Source organism: Serratia sp. FGI94 (assembly GCF_000330865.1).
Taxonomy (GTDB): Bacteria; Pseudomonadota; Gammaproteobacteria; order Enterobacterales; family Enterobacteriaceae; genus Serratia_B; species Serratia_B rubidaea.
On record NC_020064.1, the window covers coordinates 928,113 to 947,411 of the forward strand.

Below are 19,299 nucleotides of genomic sequence, written 5' to 3' on the forward strand. Positions count from 1 at the left end.
GACTTAAAACTTTGAGCATTTTTATCAGTTAAGCATAAAGGGGATAAGGGGCGTCAGCAATCTGAACCGGCGTAGCGGCCCACCAGCGCTATCTTTACAGACGGGAAGCGCCTTGGTGATTGAAAAGCCGCCGCGTCGCCCCTATAACAGATAAGGTTATGCAGCGGAAAGCCTAACAAGTGGCCAGGAGCGGCGTATAATCAATTCATTGTTGGCGGGAATAATTACCGTCCTTTTAATGGGGAATAGGCGAATAGCGTGCCGAAACGAACTTACGCCATGAGGTATGTTGCAGGCCAACCGGTAGAGCGGATTTTCCCTGGCGCCCACAACGCACCGTTGCCGCCGGGCGCCGCGTTGCCCACCGGTGGTGCGCTGCGGGTGATGGTCTGGAATATCTTTAAACAGCAGCGTGCCGACTGGCTGTCGGTGCTGAAAAGCTTCGGCAAGGACGCACAACTGGTACTGTTGCAGGAGGCGCAAACCACGCCGGAACTGGTGCAGTTTGCCACCTCCAACTATCTGGCGGCCGATCAGGTGCCGGCCTTTTCCCTGCCGCAGCATCCCTCCGGCGTGATGACGCTGGCGGCGGCGCACCCGGTGTATTGTTGCCCGCTGCGTGAGAAGGAGCCGCTGCTGCGCCTGGCGAAGTCGGCGCTGATCACCGTCTACCCACTGTTTAACGATGAGCTGCTGATGGTGGTGAACATCCATGCGGTTAATTTCAGCCTGGGCGTGGACGTTTACAGTAAGCAGCTGGGGCCGATCGGCGAACAGATTGCCAGCCATCGCGGGCCGGTGATCATGGCGGGAGATTTTAACGCCTGGAGCCGCAGACGCATCAATGCGCTGTACCAGTTTGCCGGCGATATGGCGCTGCGCGAAGTGAACTTTACTGACGATCATCGGCGCAAAGCCTTTGGCCGCCCGCTGGACTTTGTGTTCTACCGCGATTTGGGCGTGGCGGAGGCCTCGGTGCTGGTGACGCGCGCTTCGGATCATAATCCGCTGCTGGTGGAGTTTCAGCCGGCGCGCTAGCCGGGCGGCGGGCAATAAAAAAGCACCTCGAGAGGTGCTTTTTTTACGTTTACGCGCGGTCAGGTATCCGGCGAGACATTGTTGTCGACAAACAACGTCAGCGTCAGGCCCGGCTGCAAGCTGCTGTTCTTGCGTTCGAGCGCGCTGTTCCAGCGCATCACGTCGTTAATTTCAACGCCGTGACGACGTGCAATGCTGGCCAGCGAGTCACCCTTGCGTACGCGGTAGGTGATGCTGCTGTTGCTGCCGCCATTACGGGCTACCTGCAGCGTTTGTCCAACCTTCAGCGTGCTTTTGCTGCGCAGATTGTTCCAGCTCTGCAGATCGCTGGTGCTGAGGTTCAGCCGCTGGGCAATGCCCGACAAGGTGTCGCCGGAGCGCACTTTATAGGTGCTGCCGCCGGTCAGGCCGCTGTTTTTCGCCAACTGGGTGGTTGGCTGCGTCACGGCAACCTCGCGGTTAGCCAGTGACCCTTTCAGCTGATCGGCATGCCCCTGAGGAACCATGATGTAATGGGGCCCGTTAGGTGCGGTCACGCCTTTCTTGTAACCTGGATTAAACGCCTTAATCTTGGTCAGCGACAACCCGGACAGCTCGGCTGCCTGGGTCAGGCGCATCTGCTGGCCGACGTCGATACGCGCCAACGCCCGGCTTTCATCCGTTTTCGGCAAACGCACGCCATACTTTTTGCTGTGCTTGATAATCTCGCTCAGCGCCAGCATTTTCGGGACATAGATTGACGTTTCACGCGGAAGCGACAATGCCCAGAAGTTGGTCGGTTTGCCCTGACGGCGGTTCGCCTTGACGGCGCGCATCACGCGACCCTCGCCGCTGTTATAGGCGGCAACGGTCAGCAGCCAGTCGCCCTTAAACATGCGGTTCAGGTATTCCATCATGTTCAGCGCCGCCGTGGTTGAGGCGACGACGTCACGACGCCCGTCATACCATTTGTTGTTCTTCAAACCATAGTTACGACCCGTTTGCGGCACAATCTGCCAAAGCCCTGCGGCGTTGGCGCTCGATGTGGCGTGTGGGTCAAAAGCGCTCTCCACTATGGGTAGCAGTACCAGTTCCATCGGCATATTGCGTTTTTTAATCTGCTCGACTATCCAGTACATGTACGGCTCAGCCCGTAATGTTACATCGTGGAGATAGCTCTTACTTTTTAAATACTTTCTTTTTTGTTCACGGATCCGGGAGTTTTCCGGAACCTCCATCTTCAGCTCGTCGCTAATGAAGTTCCACAGGTCTTGCTGTTGGGCGCTGTTGCCGTTTTTATTCAGCCACTGCGCCGAGCTCGCTCGACTATTTGCTGTGTACTTTCCTGCTTCACTTTCTTGACCTGCCGAAGACAAACTCTGTGCATGCTGTTCAGGAGCCGGTGCGTCCTGCTTGGACGACTGGCAACCAACAAGCAAGACTGAGGCGAGTAATATCGCTTTAGCCTTCATGTGTGTGTCAATGTGGTTGCTTAAAAGACGAGCAATAATACTGTGCTTCGCCAATCAACACAACCAAAAGCTTCAAAAGGTATCCTTCCGACGTCGTAATTCGGAAAAAGCTGAAGCAAGGTCGTCCGGCGGAGAGTTTAATCCTAATTCTTTTTGTAAATCAGTGTCATGGCAACGTAAGAATACGTTTATTTTTCGCTCTAATTGCAGGGTTGTCGGCAGGCTGGGTTGGCCTTTTGCCCGTAACGCTTCAACCTGTTGCTGATATGTTTCTATTTGTCGATCTTGCGGCAGAATAGCCCGCGCAAACTTAAGATTTGCCAGCGTATATTCATGCGCGCAGCAAATTAATGTGTTATCGGGAAGTTGCGCGAATTGTTGCAATGAGTGATGCATTTGCTCTGCGGTACCTTCAAACAGGCGTCCGCAGCCGGCGGAAAACAGCGTATCGCCACAGAACAGATACGGGGCGCTGTAAAAGGCGATATGGCCCAGCGTATGGCCGGGAACCGCCATGACCTGATAGCGTCTGCCGCCGGCATTGACGGTATCGCCGCCTTTAACCACCTGCGTTGTCCCTTTATCGGCGGTTTCCTGCGGACCGTATACCGGCAGCGCCGGATACTGCGCGACAATTTGCGCCACGCCGCCCACGTGGTCGTGGTGATGGTGGGTCAGCAGAATGGCGTCCGGCGTCAGCTGCAGTCGCTGCAGCGCATCCAGCACCGGCTGCGCCTCGCCCGGGTCGACAATAACGCAGTGGCCTTGCTGGTCGTCTAATAACCAAATGTAATTGTCCTGGAAGGCAGGAATGCTGATAAGATTCATGGGACACCTCTCGTTGGCAACGGCTTGAAAGAAGATAATAAATCATGAAACCAGCCCACACTCTACAAAAGCTTCAAAGTCCGCAGTCGTGGGCCGAGTTGCCATGGGGAGAATATTATCGTGCCGCGCTGGAACAGCAGTTGCAACCCTGGTGGCCGAAACTGTTCGGCTTCCATCTGCTGAAAATCGGCAGCCTGAGCGCGGAGCTGACCACCGACAAGTGCGCCATTTCCCATCAGGTCAACGTGGGGATGAGCGGCGCCGGGCTGCAGGTGCGCGCCGACGCCTATCAGCTGCCGTTCGCCGCCAAGTCGGTGGATGCCTGCCTGCTGGCCCACAGTCTGCCTTACGCCGACGATCCGCACCGGATGCTGCGCGAAGTGGACCGCATTCTGATTGACGACGGCTGGCTGGTGATCAGCAGCTTTAACCCGCTCAGCCTGCTGGGGCTGGCGAAGCTGGTGCCGCGGCTGCGTCAGCGGCAGCCGTACGCCAGCCGTATGTTTACCCAGATGCGGTTGCTGGACTGGCTGAGCCTGCTGAATTATGAAGTGCTGTGTCAGACGCGCTTCCACGTGTTGCCGTGGCACCGTAAGGGGGGGAAGTTCCTCAGCACCCATCTGCCGGCGCTGGGTTGCATGAGCATGATTGTGGCGCGCAAGCGGACCTTGCCGCTGACGCCGACGCCGCTGAAGATGGGGGCGCGCAAACCGTCCCTTGGCCGCGCGGTCGGCGCGACCAAGAGTTACCGCAAACTGCCGTAATCAGGCGTCCGGCTGGTAGCCGCTGTCTTCCTGGGTCGGGTTGCCGGCCGCCTCGCGCGCCAGCACGTCGCAGCGTTCGTTCTCCGGGTGGCCCGCATGGCCCTTGACCCATTCCCACTGCACGGTATGGCGGGCGATCGCCAGATCCAGCCGCTGCCACAGATCGACGTTCTTGACCGGCTTTTTGTCGGCGGTTTTCCAGCCGCGCTTTTTCCAGTTGTGGATCCACTGGGTTATCCCCTGGCGGACGTACTGGCTGTCGGTGCTGAGCACTACCGCGCAGGGCGCGGTCAGGGTTTCCAGCGCGACAATCGCCGCCATCAGCTCCATACGGTTGTTGGTGGTGAGCCGATAGCCGGCGCTGAGGCTTTTTTCCGTCTGTTTGTAGCGCAAAATAGCGCCGTAACCACCGGGGCCGGGGTTGCCAAGGCAGGAGCCGTCGGTGAAAATTTCTACCTGTTTGAGCATCTCTGGTAGACTCTTCCTAATTAGGTTTTAAAAGCCAAGTCTGACATAAACGAGCGCGATGAGCACTGCAATATGATCACTACACCAACCAGACAAATCGTTCTTGATACCGAAACCACCGGTATGAACAAGCTAGGGGTTCACTATGAAGGGCACCGCATCATCGAAATTGGTGCGGTAGAGGTGATCAACCGGCGCCTGACCGGCCGTCACTATCATGTGTACGTCAAACCGGACCGGCTGGTGGATCCAGAAGCCTACGGCGTACACGGCATCAGCGACGAATTCCTGGCCGACAAGCCGACCTTCGATCAGATTGCCGACGAGTTCCTCGACTTTATCCGCGGCGGTGAGCTTGTCATTCACAACGCGTCGTTCGATATCGGCTTTATGGATCACGAGTTCCGCATGTTGCAGCGGAATATCCCGAATACCGATACCTTCTGTACCATCACCGACAGCCTGATGATGGCGCGCCGCCTGTTCCCGGGCAAGCGCAACAACCTGGATGCCCTGTGCAGCCGTTACGAAATCGATAACAGCAAGCGTACGCTGCACGGCGCATTGCTCGATGCCGAGATCCTGGCGGAAGTCTATCTGGCGATGACCGGCGGCCAGACCTCGATGGCCTTCCAGATGGAAGGGGACACCCAGCAGAGCGACTCGGTGCAGGAGGTGCAGCGCGTCGTGCGTCCGGCCAATGCGATGAAAGTGGTGTACGCCAGCGATGAAGAGCTGGTTGCCCACGAGGCGCGTCTGGATCTGGTGGCGAAAAAGGGCGGCGGCAACTGCCTGTGGCGCGCAGAATAACGGCGTTTCACGGCGAAAAAAAGCACTGCAAAATCACCCGCTTGCCCGGTTAGCTGAAAAACTGTGCAAACGGTATTTTTCCTGGAAAAAAGGCGTTGACGGAATGCGCGCTCATCCGTAATATTCGCGTCGTTCCCCCGCAAGAGGGAACGGCGCGGAGCGGTAGTTCAGTTGGTTAGAATACCTGCCTGTCACGCAGGGGGTCGCGGGTTCGAGCCCCGTCCGTTCCGCCACTATTCAGGCCCGATGTTATCAACCGATAACATCGGGCTTTTTCGTATCTGCCATCCGGTCTGCGCCGCACGGCCCGCCGGCCGCGCAGCGGCGGACTCAGCGCGTCAGCAACCAGCGGGCGCTGTGCTCGTCGGTCACCAGCCCATTGATCCAGCCGCCTTTCAGCGCTGCCAGTATCGCCGGCCGCTTATCTTCGCCGCAGGCCGCGGCGATGCGCGGGCAATCGCTGCGGCGGATATCGTAGCTGGTGTTGCGTCGGTTGATCGCGCAGTCGAGCACTTCGCCGTCGGCATGGATAAAGCGCCCCAGAATTTCACCGACGCCGCCGAGCGCGGTCAGCTCATCCAGCTGCTGGCGATCGATAAAGCCGTCTTTGAAGATCGGGCTTTGCGTCCCCAGGGCGCCGATGCCGACAAAAATCACATCCGAGTTCTCCGCCTCCGCCGAGACGTTGCGGTACAGACGGCTGCCGCACCACATGGCGTGCTCCTGCGTGGTCTGCGCATAGCGCGGCGCGGGCCACTGGTAATATTTCGCCTGGATTTTCCGCGCCAGCAGCAGCGGTACATCGTCGTAATAGTTGCACTCGCCATTTTCGTTCATGGCGCTGATCAAGGCGACGCAGCGGGTATTCTGGCTGTCGAAATCGATGCGGTGAATGGTTTTTTTCAGCGTCAGCCCGGAGCCGATGCCGATCACCTTGGCCTGAGCGTCGCGCAGATAGCGCGCCATAATCTGCTGGCAGCCGAAAGAGACGCTGTCCAGCGTGCCTTCGCCGCCGTAAGCCGGCACCACGTTGCACTCCAGCAGGCGGTATTTTTCCTGCAGCAGCTGGGCATAGTCCAGACAGTTGGCCACCGGATGGTGTAACCCGATCGAGACGATGCCTTCTTCCTTCGCCGCGGCGATCAGCCGCTGCACCACGGGCCGCGATGTGCCGAGCTGACTGGCGATTTCGCTCTGGTTAAGACCGGCGATGTAGTACATCCACGCGGCGCGGACCTTCTGATCCAGCCGGATATCATCTTCTTTGCTCACGAACTCTGCCTCAAGTAACTGCCGCCGTACTGCAGCCATAGCCACGCAATGCGAACGGGCAACGCCTGACGAAATATGAGCCTCATTGTGTCGATAGCAATGTCTTCAGGCAAGTTATTTGCTCGGTTCTGGTCATATGTAATTTTGTTGGTCTTTTGCTCTTTTGTGATCTACGGCTCTTATTCAACTCAAATGATCATCTACAGTGAGCAGCATAACCGCACTGGGGAGTTGAACCATGAACGATCAAAATACGTGGCTGCATATCGGCCTGGGATCTTTTCACCGCGCGCATCAGGCGTGGTATCTGCACCGCCTGATCGCCGCCGGCGACCAACGCTGGCATATCGCCGCCGGTAATATCCGTAACGATGCCGAACAGGTGGTACAGGCGCTGGCGGCGCAAGACGGGCGCTACGTGCTGGAAACCGTCAGCCCGGACGGCGAGCGCGAGTATGAGGAGATCGCCTCGATCCGCAAACTGCTGCCGTGGCAGCCGGATCTGCAGCCGCTGATTGACGAGGGCGCCCGGCCGCAGACCAAGGTGATTGCCTTCACCGTGACCGAAGGCGGCTACTACCTGGACACCAGCCACCGGCTGGACGTGGGCAATGCCGATTTGGCGGCTGACCTGAACGGCGGCTGCAAAACTATTTACGGCGCGGTGACCAAAATACTGGAGCAGCGCATGGCGCAAAACGCCGGGCCGTTGACGCTGCTGAGCTGCGATAACGTGCGCCACAACGGCGACCGCTTCCGCGACGGCCTGGCGGAGTTCCTGCAGCTGAGCGGCAAAAGCGCGGTCAGCGACTGGCTGGCGGCCAACGCCAGCTGCCCGAACACCATGGTTGACCGCATCACGCCGCGTCCGGCGGCGGATCTGCCGGCGCGCATTAAGGCGCAAACCGGGATCGACGACCGGGCGCCGGTAATGGGGGAGAGCTTTATCCAGTGGGTGGTGGAAGACAACTTCCGCGCCGGATGCCCGGATCTGGCCGCGGTGGGTGTGGAGCTGGTGGCGTCGGTGATCCCTTACGAAGAGGCGAAAATCCGCATTCTTAACGCCTCACACAGCTGCATCGCCTGGGCCGGCACGCTGCTCGGCCAGCAATATATCCATGAGAGCACGCTGACCCCGGCGGTTTACGCCATTGCCGACCGCTACGTCACGCAGGACGTGATCCCCAGCCTGGGGGACAACGGCATCGATCTGCCGACCTACCGCGATGTAGTGCTCAAGCGCTTCACCAATCCTCATATTCAGGATACCAACCAGCGGGTGGCGGCGGACGGTTTCTCCAAGATCCCGGCGATGATCGCGCCTACCCTGCAGGAGTGCTACCAGCGCGGCGTACGGCCGGAGGCCACCGCCATGCTGCCGGCGCTGTTCTTCGTGTTTATGGAGAAGTGGCATCAGGGCGCGCTGCCGTACGACTATCAGGACGGCATCCTCAATGCGCCGGCGGTGCATGCGATGTTCGAAGCGGACGATCCGATCGCCGCCTATGCGCAGGATAGCGCGCTGTTTGGCGAACTGACGCAGCGTGCCGATTTTGCCGCGCTGTTGCGCGAGAAGATTGCCGCGGTTTACGCGCTGATTAACTGAGGGGCGGCTATGTATTTAGGCATCGATCTTGGCACATCCGAAGTCAAGGCATTGGTGGTGGATGAAAACGGCGCGATTGTCGCCAGCCACAGCGCGCCGCTGACCATTCAGCGGCCGCAGCCACATTGGTCGGAACAGGCGCCGCAGGCCTGGTGGGAAGCTACGGACTACCTGATGGCCACGCTGCGGGAAAAGTGCGGTCAGCACTGGTCCGCCATCAAGGCGATCGGCCTGTCCGGGCAGATGCACGGCGCGGTGCTGTTGGATGACGGCGGCGAGGTGATTCGCCCGGCCATTTTGTGGAACGACACCCGCAGCGCGCAGGAGTGCGTAGAGCTGGAAGAGATCGCGCCGGAGCTGCATCAGGTGGCCGGTAATCTGGCGATGCCGGGCTTCACCGCGCCGAAGCTGCTGTGGGTGCGCCGTCATGAGCCGGAGAATTTTGCCCGCACCGCGACGGTGCTGCTGCCGAAGGATTACCTGCGCTACCGCATGACCGGTAAGAAAATCTCTGATATGTCGGACGCCGCCGGCACGCTGTGGCTGGACGTGGCGCGCCGCGACTGGTCTGACGCGCTGCTGGCCAAGTGCGGCCTGTCGCGACGCCATATGCCGGCGCTGGTGGAAGGCTGTGAGGTTTCCGCCACGCTGGAGCCGCAGCTGGCCGCACGCTGGGGGCTGAACCCGTCCGTGCCGGTGGCCGGCGGCGGCGGGGATAACGCCGTCAGCGCCATCGGCGTCGGCGCGGTGTCGCCGGGCGATGCGTTTATCTCGCTGGGCACCTCCGGCGTACTGTTTGTGGTCACCGACGCCTACCGGCCGGCGCCGCAGTCGGCGGTGCACGCCTTCTGTCACGTACTGCCGAATCTGTGGCATCAGATGAGCGTGATGCTCAGCGCCGCCAGCTGTCTGCAGTGGTTCTGCCGGCTGGTGGGGGTAACGGAAAGCGCGCTGCTGGAAGAGATTGCCCAGCTGAGCGAGGAAGAAAAAGCCGCCGCGCCGTTGTTTTTGCCGTACCTGTCCGGCGAGCGCACGCCGCATAACGACCCGGATGCCGGCGGTATGTTCTGGGGGCTGAATCACGCCAGCCAGCGCGCGCTGATGGGCTATGCGGTGCTGGAGGGCGTGAGCTTCGGCATGGCGGACGGCCTGCGGGTGCTTACGCAAAGCGGCACCCGAATCGAACAGTGCTCGTTGGTGGGCGGCGGCGCCCGCAGCCCGTTCTGGGCGCAGCTGCTGGCGGATACCCTGAACCTGCCGGTGGTGACGCATAAAGGCGGCGAAACCGGCGGCGCGCTCGGCGCGGCGCGTCTGGCCTGTCTGGCGGCCGGCAAACCGCTGGCGGCGGTGTGCGCCAAGCCGGACGTGTTTCAGACCTGGCGTCCCGATCCGGCGCGGCATCAGCGGCTGACGGCGCGCCATGCGCAGTTCAACGCGCTGTATGTCAACGACCTGAATTACCGTAAGCACTGATTTTAATAACAATAATACATCGCGGCCGCTCGCGGAGAGCGGCCCTCAGTACCCTGAAAACGAGGTCATTATGTCGGTAAATAACAAACAGTGGCTCGGACTGCCCCTGAATCTGATATGGGGATATATCGCCATTGCGGTCTTTATGACCGGCGACGGCTTCGAGCTGGCCTTCCTGTCGCACTACATTAAAGAGCTGGGCTTCACGCCGGCGCAGGCCTCTTTCGCCTTCACCCTGTACGGGCTGGCGGCGGCGCTGGCCGCCTGGATCTCCGGCGTCGTGGCGGAGATTATCACGCCGCAGAAAACCATGCTGATCGGTTTTGTTATGTGGTGCGTTTTCCACGTGCTGTTCCTGGTGTTCGGCCTGGGCAATGCCAACTATCCGCTGATTCTGCTGTTCTACGGCATCCGCGGGCTGGCCTATCCGCTGTTCCTGTACGCGTTTATCGTCGCCATCGTGCATAACGTGCCGAGCGACAGAGCAAGCTCCGCGCTGGGCTGGTTCTGGGCGGTGTATTCGATCGGCATCGGCGTGCTCGGCAGCTATATCCCGAGCTTTACCATTCCGCAGATCGGCGAACTGGGCACCCTGTGGCTGGCGCTGGTGTTCTGCGTGATCGGCGGCATTATCTCGATGGTGGCGCTGCGCAATACCGAAACGCCGCGCCATATGCGCAACCTTACCACCCGGGAAAAGTTCGGCGAGCTGAGCCGCGCGGTGACGCTGCTGTACACCAACCGCAGCATTCTGTTCTCCAGCATGGTGCGCATCATCAACACGCTGTCGCTGTTCGGTTTTGCGGTCATCATGCCGCTGATGTTCGTCGATGAGCTGGGCTTCACCACGCCGGAGTGGCTGCAGGTGTGGGCGGTGTTCTTCTTTACCACCATTTTCTCCAACGTATTCTGGGGCATTGTGGCGGAGAAAATGGGCTGGATGAAGGTGGTGCGCTGGTTCGGCTGCGTAGGGATGGCGCTCTCCAGCCTGGCGTTTTACTACATTCCGCAGCATTTCGGCCATAACTTCGCCATGGCGCTGATTCCGGCGATTGCGCTGGGGATCTTCGTGGCGGCGTTCGTGCCGATGGCGGCGGTGTTCCCGGCGCTGGAGCCGAAGCATAAAGGCGCGGCGATTTCGGTGTACAACCTGTCCGCCGGGCTGTCGAACTTCCTGGCGCCGGCGATTGCGGTGGTGCTGCTGCCGTACTTCAGTACCATCGGCGTAGTAGTGGCGTACACGGTGCTGTACGTGCTGGCGTTTTTCCTCTGTCCGCTGATTCGCGTCGAGCAGCCGGGCATTGGCCGTCAGGCAAGCGGCGAGGGCGAAACCGCCGGTATCTCGTCATAAGGGAAATGCGGGGGCGCGGTGCGCCCCCGGTCAGGCAGGGATCAGAACAGTACCGAATAGTTCAGACCAAAGGTGCGGCCGCGGCCTTTATAGCTATACAGCTCAGGCGCGCCGTAGGTCGGGCTGTACAGATACGGTGCCCGCTGGCCCCAGGTGGTGGTGTAGTCTTTGTCCAGCAGGTTCTCGACGCTGAAGCTGACTTTCCCCACCGGCAGCTGGTAGCTGCCCAGGAAATCGACGGTGTTATAGCCGTCGATTTTTTTACCGTCGGCGTCGGAAACGTCAAAGGTTTGCTGCGACTGCACGCGTAGGTTCCAGTCGCCCGGCGCCCAGGCGACGTAAGCGGTGGCTTTCGACGGGCTGGCGCTGTCGACGGTCAGTTTCTCCCACTTGCCGTCAACCTTGGTCTGCGACTTGATCAGGTTGAAGGTTGCGCCGGCGCTCCATTCGCTGTCGTCGAAGAAGTAGTCCACCGCCCCTTCCACACCGTAAATCCGGCGCTTGTCGTCGTCGAGGTTGATGGTCATATCGGTCTTATTGATCGAAATGGTCTTGTCAGACAGCGAGTAATAAGCCGCTACCTGGGTGCGCAGATTGTCGCCGGTGTAGCGCCAGCCCAGTTCGTAAGCGTTGACCTTGATGCCGTCGAGCTTGGAGTCATTGACGTTGACGCTGTTTTTCAGCTGATAGTGGCCGTTGACCAGATCATAGTTGCCGGAGCCGTAGTATTTGGCGATATCCGGGATCTCAAAGCCCTGCGAGAAGTTGAACCACACCTGCTGACGCTCGGTCAGGTGCGCCAACAGACCGGCGTTGAACAGCGCATTATTGTAGCTGGTTTTACCGCCCGGCACGGCGTCGGCGGAGTTGGCCAGGCCGTTGGCGATGCCCTGCTGCTGCGCGTAGCCGATAAAGTCATCCACCTTGTTTTCAGTGTACTGATAGCGTACGCCGCCGCTCAGGGTGAAGATCGGGTTAATGTCATAGCTGGCCTGCAGGAACGGCGCCAGGTTGGTGGTGGTGTAGCCGGGGTAGCGGCCGACGTTGTAACTGTTTTGCAGATCCATGCCGCCGGACTGCTTCGCCTTGTCCAGATCGAAGAACTGCTGGTTGGCGTTGAAGCTTTCATGCTCGGCGTCGACGCCGTAGGTCAGCGTCAGGCCGTCGACCGGCTTGCTGTTCAGCGTCAGCTTGCCGCCGTAGAAATCGGTTTTCTGCTGCGATGCGCCGATGCTGGTGACGTCGCCCTGTTTGCTCAGGGTCGGGAACGGGTAGAAGGTTAGCGATTCATCGCGGTAATAGACCTGCGCCACCAGATCCTGGCCCCAGAAGTCGGTGTTGGAGTACTGCAGGTTGATCAGATGGCGTTCGGTGCCGGGGATACGGTCGGAATTCAGGTTGCCGCTGTTGGAGGCCTGGCCGTTGCCGGTGACCGCCGAGAAATTCTCGCCCAGGTACAGGCCGTGGTCGCCGTCAGATTGGCTTTTGTAATATTGGGTGGTCAGCTGCAGCTGCTGGTGGTCATCAATATTCAGGGTGCCGGTGCCCATCACGTCGATGCGGTCGGAATATTGCAGGCCGGTCTGGGTATTGTCGATCAATACCTCTTTGCCCTTGCCGTCGTACCAGCCGCCGTAGCGCTGGTAGGAGACCGACAGGCGCCCGGAGGCGTGCTCGTTGCCGCCGCTGACCGCCGCCGCCACGTTCTCATCATGGTCGTTATGGCCGCCGAAGCCGGTTTTGCCGCCGATTTGCAGCTCCACCTGTTTTTCCTGCTGGCCTTTTTTGGTGACGATATTCACCAGGCCGCCGGTGCTGCCGCCGCCGAACAGCGAGGTGGCGCCGGAAATAACTTCAATATGGTCGATGTTGAACGGGTCGATCGAGTCGAGCTGGCGGCTGTCGGTGCGCGAGGAGTTCTGGCGCACGCCGTCGATCATCACCAACATCGAACGGCCGCGCATGTTCATGCCGTAGTTGGTGCGCCCCTGGCTGCTGACGTCCATCCCCGGGATCAGCTGGGCGAGGATCTCTTTAATCTCTTTGCCGCCCTGCACCTGCTGTTCAATTTCCTGGCTTTCAATCACCCAGGTCGTCTGCGCCATTTCCGCCGCGCTGCGGTGCATACGGTTGGCGGAAACCACCAACTGGTCTTCATTTTTTTGATCGTCTGCCCAGGCGGCCGGCGCCAGCATGGCCAGCAGGCAGGGATTCAGTATCCAGAGGTGCTTGCGTTTCATCGTTATTCCCAATCTTTCCCATGGTTGTGATTATTGCGCATCCCTGTGGCGACGCGGCTTCGCGCGTCTTGTCCGCCGCAGGGATGGATATTAAAAACTAAAATTCGGAATAATTCAGCATAGATTGACTATTTCGTGAGGTTTCTCCGACTTGCTGGCTGCGCCACTGGATCAGCGACGGGGTTGCCGTTAAATCAAACGCTTCCCGGCCCAGCGCCCGGTTGAGGATGCGCGCCGCGCGCCAGGCCATCAGGCTCAGCTGCGGTTCGGCGATGCCGTGGCTGTGCATGCCGGCATTGACGGCAAACAGACAGTTTTCCGCCGGGCCGTCCCACGCCAGGGTAAAGTCCGGCGCCACGCGATAGTTGTCATCCTCGGTCAGCTGCAGCCGCCCGGCCAGCGGCGCCAGAAACGCCGGGCGCTCCGGCTGATAGCCGGTGGCGAAAATCACCACGTCGCTGTCAAAGGTCTCTTTGCCCTGATCGAGATGGTGGTGGGTCACCAGCTGGTAGCCGTTGCCCTGCGGCTGCATCGCCGCCAGCGAACGGCTCGGCAGCAGGCGCGCCCAGGGCGTTTCGCGCAGCACTTCAAAGCGGTGATACATGGCGCGGTAAATCGCCAGCAGAGATTCCGTGGTGATGCCGTCCGAGGTCATCTTCTGCTCCGTCAGCATGCGCTGTTTGGCGCTGTCGTTCAGGGTGTAGAAGCTCTCCACATACTCCGGCGTAAAGTACTCGTTGGCGAACGCCGCTTCGTCCAGCGCGTTGTAGTTATTGCGGCGCGACACCCAGTTGAGCTGCACCGGCTGCCCCCATTCAGCGCGGAAAATATTCAGGAACAGATCGGCGCCGCTCTGGCCGCCGCCGACCACGGTGACGCGTTTGCCGGCCAGATCCGGGTTGCGCAGCGCCATTTCGCTGGCGTGGAAGCAGCGATCGTTCTGCTCGCTGACGCAGGCCGGCAGCAGCGGTTTTTTACCGATGCCGAGGCACACGTGGCGCGCCTGGAACATACCGCGCTGGGTGGTGACCTCAAACAGCCGCTGCTGATCGTTGAAGGCCACCTGTTCAATCTCCTGGCTGAACGCCAGCGACTCGAGCCCGTTGGCCGCCCAGTCGAGGTAGTCGGCAAACTCTTCGCGCGATACGGTGCGCTGCTCGGTGGTCAGGAAGCGGTAAAACTTTTTGCGCTTCACCAGGTAGTTGAGAAAACTGTACGGATTGGTCGGCGACACCGCGCTGACCAGATCCTTGAGAAAGCTGGTTTGCATATGGCAGTCCGGCACCATCATGCCCGGATGCCAGGAAAAATGCGGCTTGCGCTCAAGAAACAGGCTGTTGAAACCGGCGACTTCGCTGCCCAGCGCGGCAATGCTGAGGTTGAACGGACCGATACCGATGCCGATGAAATCGAGGGGCTGATTCATTGGGCAGACTCCTTGGTGACCAAATAAAGCGGGTTATCCAGATCCTGCAGATAGTTCGGCAACATACGGCTGCCGCCATCGTGTTCTGAATAGGTAAGTTTCACCGGGTTGAGCACCACGCGAATAATTTGTGGTTTAAACAGACTGAAAAGTGCAAAGCGTTCCGCCATGTCCGGGTGCTGCGCCATATAGTCTTGCAGCACCGTCGCCAGCAGTTGATAGAAACGTTCCTCGCTGAGCTGACAAGCAGCCATCAGCGGCGAGATAAAGCGCAGCACGGTGACAAAGTGGCCGGTCTGCAGGTCGTGAATCAGGTAGTCGGCCGGCAGGCGCACGGTGACGTCCTTCACCGACTGCGGCAGCGACGCCGCTTCGGCGAACTCCTGATCCACCAGGCGCATATCGCCCTGAAAATCCTTCAGCAGCACGCGCTGCGGCACGTGATCCTTCATCACCAGCGTGATGTTCTGACCGTGGGCGATCAGCGCCACGCCGTAGCGGCACATCAGGTGGTACATCGGGATCACCACTGCCCGGAACATCTGGCTCAGCCAGGCTTCGACGCTGAGGCCGGAGCGTTCGATATAGGCGGCGATTAGCGGCTGGCCGTGGTTGTCGGTTTCCATCAGCGTCGCCATCAGTATCGCCTGTTCGCCTTCCTGCAGATAGCCGGACGGGTTCTCGCGCCAGATCACGCCGAGCATCTCCTGATAGCGGTAAGGCGCCTGCGGCAGGCTGGCGTAGGTCGGGTGCGCCATGTAGCCGGCCGCCGGTTCGCCCAGGATCTGGGCGCCGCTGGCGCGCAGCGTGCCGTCTGCGGCGAAGATCTGCTGCAGCCAGCGGGAGGCCGCCGGGCCGGCGCCGATATATTTGCCGGGAATGCCGCGGTAGCAGGAGGTGTTGTAAATGGTCAGCGGCAGCTTGATATCAAAGGCCGAGCGGCGGCTGACGTTGGTCAGCGTGCGCAGCGATTGTTGGGCCAGATAGTCGTCGCCGAATTCGCCCAGTTCCACCAGTTCGCCGCTTGCCAGCTGCGGCAGGAAGTGCAGGGCGACCTTCTGCTGCCACTGCCACGGGTGCAGCGGCAGCGGGATCCAATCCTGCGTCAGCTGCAGTTCACGCCAGCGGCGGTCGAAACGCTGACGCTCACTGACGTCCATGACGCTGTCCAGCAGGTTATCCAGCGGATAGTCGTCGTCGGCGCACCAGACAAAGCTGTCGCGCCGCGCTGCCACCCAATGCAGGCGAAACTGCCCCTGATACTCCGGCGCATAGCGCTGCAGCGCCTCCAGACCCCAGCCGCGGCGGCCCTTATTGAAGATAAACTTCGGGTGGCCGGCCAGCAGGCACTGCAGCTCGTCGGGATCGAGCGCAATCAGATCCTGAGCGCTCATGCCGTGGCGCGCCGCCCGCAGCTGCAGATCGCCGCGCAGGGTGGCGTACAGATCTTCCAGATGCTCGGCGATCTGCGCGTCGTTCATGTTCAGCACCTGCGCCAGCTGACGCAGCGTCTGGTCCGCCGCCAGCGGCTGGTCGCCGCAGGAGAGCGAATCGGCGTCGATATGCAGCCAGCCCCAGATGCCGCGCCGGGCGCGGAAGCGGTAAACCGCATCCCCCAGCGTGATGCGCCAACCGTCTTGCTCGGCTTCGGCGCGCAGCGTGCGCTCATACTCAAGCTCCGCAAGGATCTTGGCGATCATCTGGCGGTTAACGTGCTGCCAGTCCGCGTATTCCGTGAGATTCATACCGCTTGCCCCTGAAAGAAGTCGTGACGCTGGTTGACGATCAGACGCGAACGCTTATGCGGGAAATCAAACTCCTTCACCGTCTGATAGCCGGCCGCCGGCAGATGGCGGAACAGGCGCTGGTTATCGGCGCGCGGCTCGGCCACCACGCGGGTGGTGCGCGGTTCGTCCAGATAGAGATAGTGGGTCAGCCCGCGCAGCCAGCTGCGGATAAACTGCGCGCCGCGCCATGACTCTTCGCCCACCAACATATGCAGGCCGCGATCGAACGGCTGCCAGCGGTAGTGGCGGCCGATGCGATCTTCCGCCGCCCAGTAAACTTCGAAATAGCCGAACGGCTGGTCGTCGAAGCAGCCCAGCAGCGGATAACAGTAGCTGGAATCCAGCTGACGCTGCAGGTAGGCGGCCTGCTGCTCCAGCGGGCCGGTCATCTCCCAGAAGGCGGCGACGCGCGGGGCGTTCATCCAGCGGGTGAAGCGTTCGGCGTCCTGCGCCACGTCCGGCAGGCGGAAGCTCAGCGTGTGCTTAATCTGCGGATCGAAACGGCGGTAGACCTCGCCCTGCGGACGCGCCGGGCGCTGCGGGAACCACAGTTCGCGCTCGGCGTCGTACTGCATCTGCCCGTCAGCCGGCGCGCGCGGCGCCGTCAGCCACAGCGGCAGCTGATAAAAGGTTTCGCGCGCCAGATAGTCGCCGTGCGCCAGGGCGAACAGCGCCTGCGCCTGCGGCTCTTCGCGCCATGCGGCATACGGCAGGGCGATGCCGGTCAGCTGCGGCGCGGCGACCAGCAGCTGGTCCAGCGCCTGTACCAGCCAGCCGGCGGGCAGGGCGACGCCCGGCGGGTGCAGCACCGCGCTGCCGTCCAGCCCGAGGCCCAGCGGCAGATTCTGCCCCAGCGTTTCGCAGCGGAAGCCGCCGGCGGCATGCATCAGTTTGGCGATCGACATTATTTATCCTCCTGCGCGCGCAGCGGGTTGGTGAAGTCGAAATAGATCACCGCGGGATCGACGATGGTGTTTTCGTTGTGATCGTGCAGATAGCAGAAGAAGTTGCCTTTGCAGTTCCAGTGGCTGCTGTCCAGCACGTAGTCCAGGCAGCGGGTGTTGCGCGCCGTGGCGCGCAGGCCGGCCAGCGCGTCGCGCACCTGCGCCATCAGCTGTTGTTCGCTGTCAAAACCGGCCGCGGCCATCGCGGCGGTGACCGCCAGCGTAGAGTTCACCAGCAGGTAATAAGGGAAGTAACGCAGCAGTTGCTGTTCGCTGAAGCGGTTTTCCGCCTCGGCTTCGCCGATCTGATCGAGCCACGGCGTGGCGTCGGAGGTAAAGCCGCTGCCCTGGCAGTCGCGGTACAGCATGCCGACCGGCAGATCCTGCTGCATTTCCACCAGAATATTTTGCTGGTGCGCCAGCAGCACCAGGCCGTAGTCCGCCTCGGCGCTGAACAGCGGCAGCAGTACGTGTCGGCAGTAGGCGTCCAGCCAGCAGCGGGCGGTCTGCGCCAGCGGCAGATCAAGACGGGCGGCCAGGCGGCGCACCGCCGCCGCCAGCAGGCTATCGCCGCCGTCCGGCGCGGCCTGGGTCAGCGTCACCAGCACGTTGGTTTGCGTATCCGGGCGATCGAACAGCAGGTTGACCCGCAGCGCCATCAGGCTTTCTTCCTGAATCTGGCCGTCTGCGGCGCGCAGGCCGGCCCAGCCGTCCTCCTGCATCACGCGCATGGTGGGGTAACGCGCCTGCAGCGTTTGCCAGCGATCGGTGTGCGCCAGCCGCGCCAGCCGCATACCGCGTTTGACTTCTTTGACCGACAGCGTGCGCACCGAGTTGGTCAGGCGCACGCTGAGGGAGAATTTGATCATGTCGCGGTTGGTTTCGCAGTACAGCGAGCGGGAGGAGCTGGTCGGCAGCCAGCGTGCGCCGGCCTCGCCCAGATCGCGCAGCAGTCCTTGCTCAACCAGCTCACGGCACCACGACTGGGCCAGCAGATGGTCGGCCTGCCACGGGTGCATCGGCAGCAGCCAGACGTCGTCGGTAAAGTGCGCCAGCAGTTGCGGCGCGCTTTCGGCAGCAAAGCGCTGCAGGCGCTGCTGCAGCGTCAGCGTCAGGCTGTCGCCGCACACCACGCGCTTATCGGCGGCAAACCAGCGCAGCGGGAAGCGCGCGCCGAAGTCCGGCAGATAGCGCCGCGCCTGCTGCGGGTTAAACGGTTCGTGGGATTTCGGCGCCGGGTGAAACGCATGGCCGACCAGCAGTCCCTGTTCCGCCTCGGCGAAGTTCAGCTGCCGGTCGCGCAGCGTCGGCCAGTCGAGGCGTACGGCGATCGCCTGCTGCGTATTGTCGTGGCTCTCCAGTACGCGCTGGCGGAACTGCGCCACGGTCTGGTCGTTCAGTTCGCCTTTTACCGCAGGCTTGGCCAACAGCAGATCCACCAGTTGCTCAACGCTGAGCGTCGTGGCCTGGCCGTCATCTGACTGATGCAGCGTGGCCGGGAACAGGTAGTGGTGGTGCTGCGTCGGTGAGGTGTAGCGCAGATTAATGCGGATCGCCTGATGCTGATTAAGAGGAATATGTAACTGAGGATGTTGCTGGTGGTCGGTAGCCGGAATAACTTGCCAATCCCGGGTTTCGCGCATTAATGCGTTGAGAAAACACTGCGCAGCCACATCGGTCTTTGCGGTTGCAAACTGAATAGTCATGATCCCAGATTCACTATGAAACAATTGAGAATGATTCTTATATCAAGAATGGTTAACATTCACAATAATCCCATGGTACAATTTTTATCATAAACCAAACATATAACTCTTACTTTCTTAACGGTTACTTTACTT

At 60.7% G+C, this 19,299-nt stretch carries 15 protein-coding genes and 1 tRNA gene; 7 read left to right on the forward strand and 9 right to left on the reverse strand.

Annotated features, from left to right (window positions below; all coding sequences use genetic code 11):
• The first annotated feature begins 258 nt into the window (after positions 1–258).
• Complete coding sequence (locus D781_RS04160) at positions 259–1,038, forward strand: endonuclease/exonuclease/phosphatase family protein (RefSeq protein WP_015671058.1); 780 nt, start codon at positions 259–261, stop codon at positions 1,036–1,038.
• A gap of 59 nt (positions 1,039–1,097) precedes the next feature.
• On the opposite strand, the gene mltD is transcribed toward D781_RS04160, so the two are convergent.
• Positions 1,098–2,489: a murein transglycosylase D gene (gene mltD / locus D781_RS04165; protein ID WP_015671059.1), complete on the reverse strand. Its 1,392-nt coding sequence runs from the start codon at positions 2,487–2,489 to the stop codon at positions 1,098–1,100.
• Positions 2,490–2,561: 72 nt separating this feature from the next.
• Positions 2,562–3,317 (reverse strand): hydroxyacylglutathione hydrolase, encoded by a 756-nt coding sequence (gloB, locus tag D781_RS04170; protein WP_015671060.1) that lies wholly within the window; start codon positions 3,315–3,317, stop codon positions 2,562–2,564.
• 44 nt (positions 3,318–3,361) lie between these two features.
• Between gloB and D781_RS04175 the strand changes: the two genes are divergently transcribed.
• Positions 3,362–4,081 (forward strand): class I SAM-dependent methyltransferase, encoded by a 720-nt coding sequence (locus tag D781_RS04175; RefSeq protein WP_015671061.1) that lies wholly within the window; start codon positions 3,362–3,364, stop codon positions 4,079–4,081.
• Here D781_RS04175 and rnhA read toward each other — a convergent pair whose 3' ends face one another.
• Entirely contained in the window at positions 4,082–4,549 is a 468-nt protein-coding gene (gene rnhA, locus D781_RS04180) for a ribonuclease HI (RefSeq protein ID WP_015671062.1), read from the reverse strand. It abuts the gene before it with no gap.
• A gap of 72 nt (positions 4,550–4,621) precedes the next feature.
• Between rnhA and dnaQ the strand changes: the two genes are divergently transcribed.
• Positions 4,622–5,359: a DNA polymerase III subunit epsilon gene (dnaQ, locus tag D781_RS04185; RefSeq protein WP_015671063.1), complete on the forward strand. Its 738-nt coding sequence runs from the start codon at positions 4,622–4,624 to the stop codon at positions 5,357–5,359.
• 156 nt (positions 5,360–5,515) lie between these two features.
• Positions 5,516–5,592 (forward strand) — tRNA-Asp (locus tag D781_RS04190).
• A 97-nt stretch (positions 5,593–5,689) separates the two neighbouring features.
• Here D781_RS04190 and D781_RS04195 read toward each other — a convergent pair.
• Positions 5,690–6,631, reverse strand: coding sequence for a sugar-binding transcriptional regulator (locus D781_RS04195; RefSeq protein ID WP_015671064.1), 942 nt, complete (start codon positions 6,629–6,631; stop codon positions 5,690–5,692).
• A 238-nt stretch (positions 6,632–6,869) separates the two neighbouring features.
• On the opposite strand from D781_RS04195, the gene dalD reads away from it, so the two are divergent.
• The 3 genes from dalD (at position 6,870) to D781_RS04210 (ending at position 11,061) form a co-directional block, all read left to right on the forward strand.
• Positions 6,870–8,237 (forward strand): D-arabinitol 4-dehydrogenase, encoded by a 1,368-nt coding sequence (gene dalD / locus D781_RS04200; protein ID WP_015671065.1) that lies wholly within the window; start codon positions 6,870–6,872, stop codon positions 8,235–8,237.
• Positions 8,238–8,246: 9 nt separating this feature from the next.
• Positions 8,247–9,710, forward strand: a complete 1,464-nt coding sequence (xylB, locus tag D781_RS04205; RefSeq protein WP_015671066.1) for a xylulokinase — start codon at positions 8,247–8,249, stop codon at positions 9,708–9,710.
• A 70-nt stretch (positions 9,711–9,780) separates the two neighbouring features.
• Positions 9,781–11,061: an RbtT/DalT/CsbX family MFS transporter gene (locus D781_RS04210; protein ID WP_015671067.1), complete on the forward strand. Its 1,281-nt coding sequence runs from the start codon at positions 9,781–9,783 to the stop codon at positions 11,059–11,061.
• Positions 11,062–11,102: 41 nt separating this feature from the next.
• On the opposite strand, the gene D781_RS04215 is transcribed toward D781_RS04210, so the two are convergent.
• From D781_RS04215 to D781_RS04235, 5 genes are all read right to left on the reverse strand, one after another.
• Positions 11,103–13,301, reverse strand: coding sequence for a TonB-dependent siderophore receptor (locus tag D781_RS04215; protein WP_015671068.1), 2,199 nt, complete (start codon positions 13,299–13,301; stop codon positions 11,103–11,105).
• 97 nt (positions 13,302–13,398) lie between these two features.
• The gene (locus tag D781_RS04220; RefSeq protein ID WP_015671069.1) at positions 13,399–14,727 is read right to left on the reverse strand and encodes a lysine N(6)-hydroxylase/L-ornithine N(5)-oxygenase family protein; all 1,329 of its coding nucleotides are present in this window, start codon (positions 14,725–14,727) and stop codon (positions 13,399–13,401) included.
• Positions 14,724–16,472, reverse strand: a complete 1,749-nt coding sequence (gene iucC, locus D781_RS04225) for an IucA/IucC family siderophore biosynthesis protein (protein ID WP_015671070.1) — start codon at positions 16,470–16,472, stop codon at positions 14,724–14,726. Before iucC ends, D781_RS04220 begins: the two co-directional genes overlap by 4 nt.
• Positions 16,469–17,422: a GNAT family N-acetyltransferase gene (locus D781_RS04230; RefSeq protein WP_102024954.1), complete on the reverse strand. Its 954-nt coding sequence runs from the start codon at positions 17,420–17,422 to the stop codon at positions 16,469–16,471. Before D781_RS04230 ends, iucC begins: the two co-directional genes overlap by 4 nt.
• Positions 17,419–19,164 carry an IucA/IucC family protein gene (locus tag D781_RS04235; protein ID WP_015671072.1) on the reverse strand — a complete coding sequence of 582 codons (1,746 nt, stop codon included), beginning with the start codon at positions 19,162–19,164 and terminating at the stop codon, positions 17,419–17,421. Before D781_RS04235 ends, D781_RS04230 begins: the two co-directional genes overlap by 4 nt.
• Positions 19,165–19,299: the final 135 nt, after the last annotated feature.

What these genes read in the sequence shown, in the direction of transcription:
- mltD (WP_015671059.1), bottom strand. Translation starts at nt 2,489, where the DNA reads ATGAAGGCTAAAGCGATATTACTCGCCTCAGTCTTGCTTGTTGGTTGC.
- D781_RS04210 (WP_015671067.1), top strand. Translation starts at nt 9,781, where the DNA reads ATGTCGGTAAATAACAAACAGTGGCTCGGACTGCCCCTGAATCTGATA.
- dalD (WP_015671065.1), top strand. Translation starts at nt 6,870, where the DNA reads ATGAACGATCAAAATACGTGGCTGCATATCGGCCTGGGATCTTTTCAC.
- D781_RS04215 (WP_015671068.1), bottom strand. Translation starts at nt 13,301, where the DNA reads ATGAAACGCAAGCACCTCTGGATACTGAATCCCTGCCTGCTGGCCATG.
- iucC (WP_015671070.1), bottom strand. Translation starts at nt 16,472, where the DNA reads ATGAATCTCACGGAATACGCGGACTGGCAGCACGTTAACCGCCAGATG.
- xylB (WP_015671066.1), top strand. Translation starts at nt 8,247, where the DNA reads ATGTATTTAGGCATCGATCTTGGCACATCCGAAGTCAAGGCATTGGTG.
- D781_RS04175 (WP_015671061.1), top strand. Translation starts at nt 3,362, where the DNA reads ATGAAACCAGCCCACACTCTACAAAAGCTTCAAAGTCCGCAGTCGTGG.
- D781_RS04220 (WP_015671069.1), bottom strand. Translation starts at nt 14,727, where the DNA reads ATGAATCAGCCCCTCGATTTCATCGGCATCGGTATCGGTCCGTTCAAC.
- D781_RS04235 (WP_015671072.1), bottom strand. Translation starts at nt 19,164, where the DNA reads ATGACTATTCAGTTTGCAACCGCAAAGACCGATGTGGCTGCGCAGTGT.
- rnhA (WP_015671062.1), bottom strand. Translation starts at nt 4,549, where the DNA reads ATGCTCAAACAGGTAGAAATTTTCACCGACGGCTCCTGCCTTGGCAAC.
- dnaQ (WP_015671063.1), top strand. Translation starts at nt 4,622, where the DNA reads ATGATCACTACACCAACCAGACAAATCGTTCTTGATACCGAAACCACC.
- gloB (WP_015671060.1), bottom strand. Translation starts at nt 3,317, where the DNA reads ATGAATCTTATCAGCATTCCTGCCTTCCAGGACAATTACATTTGGTTA.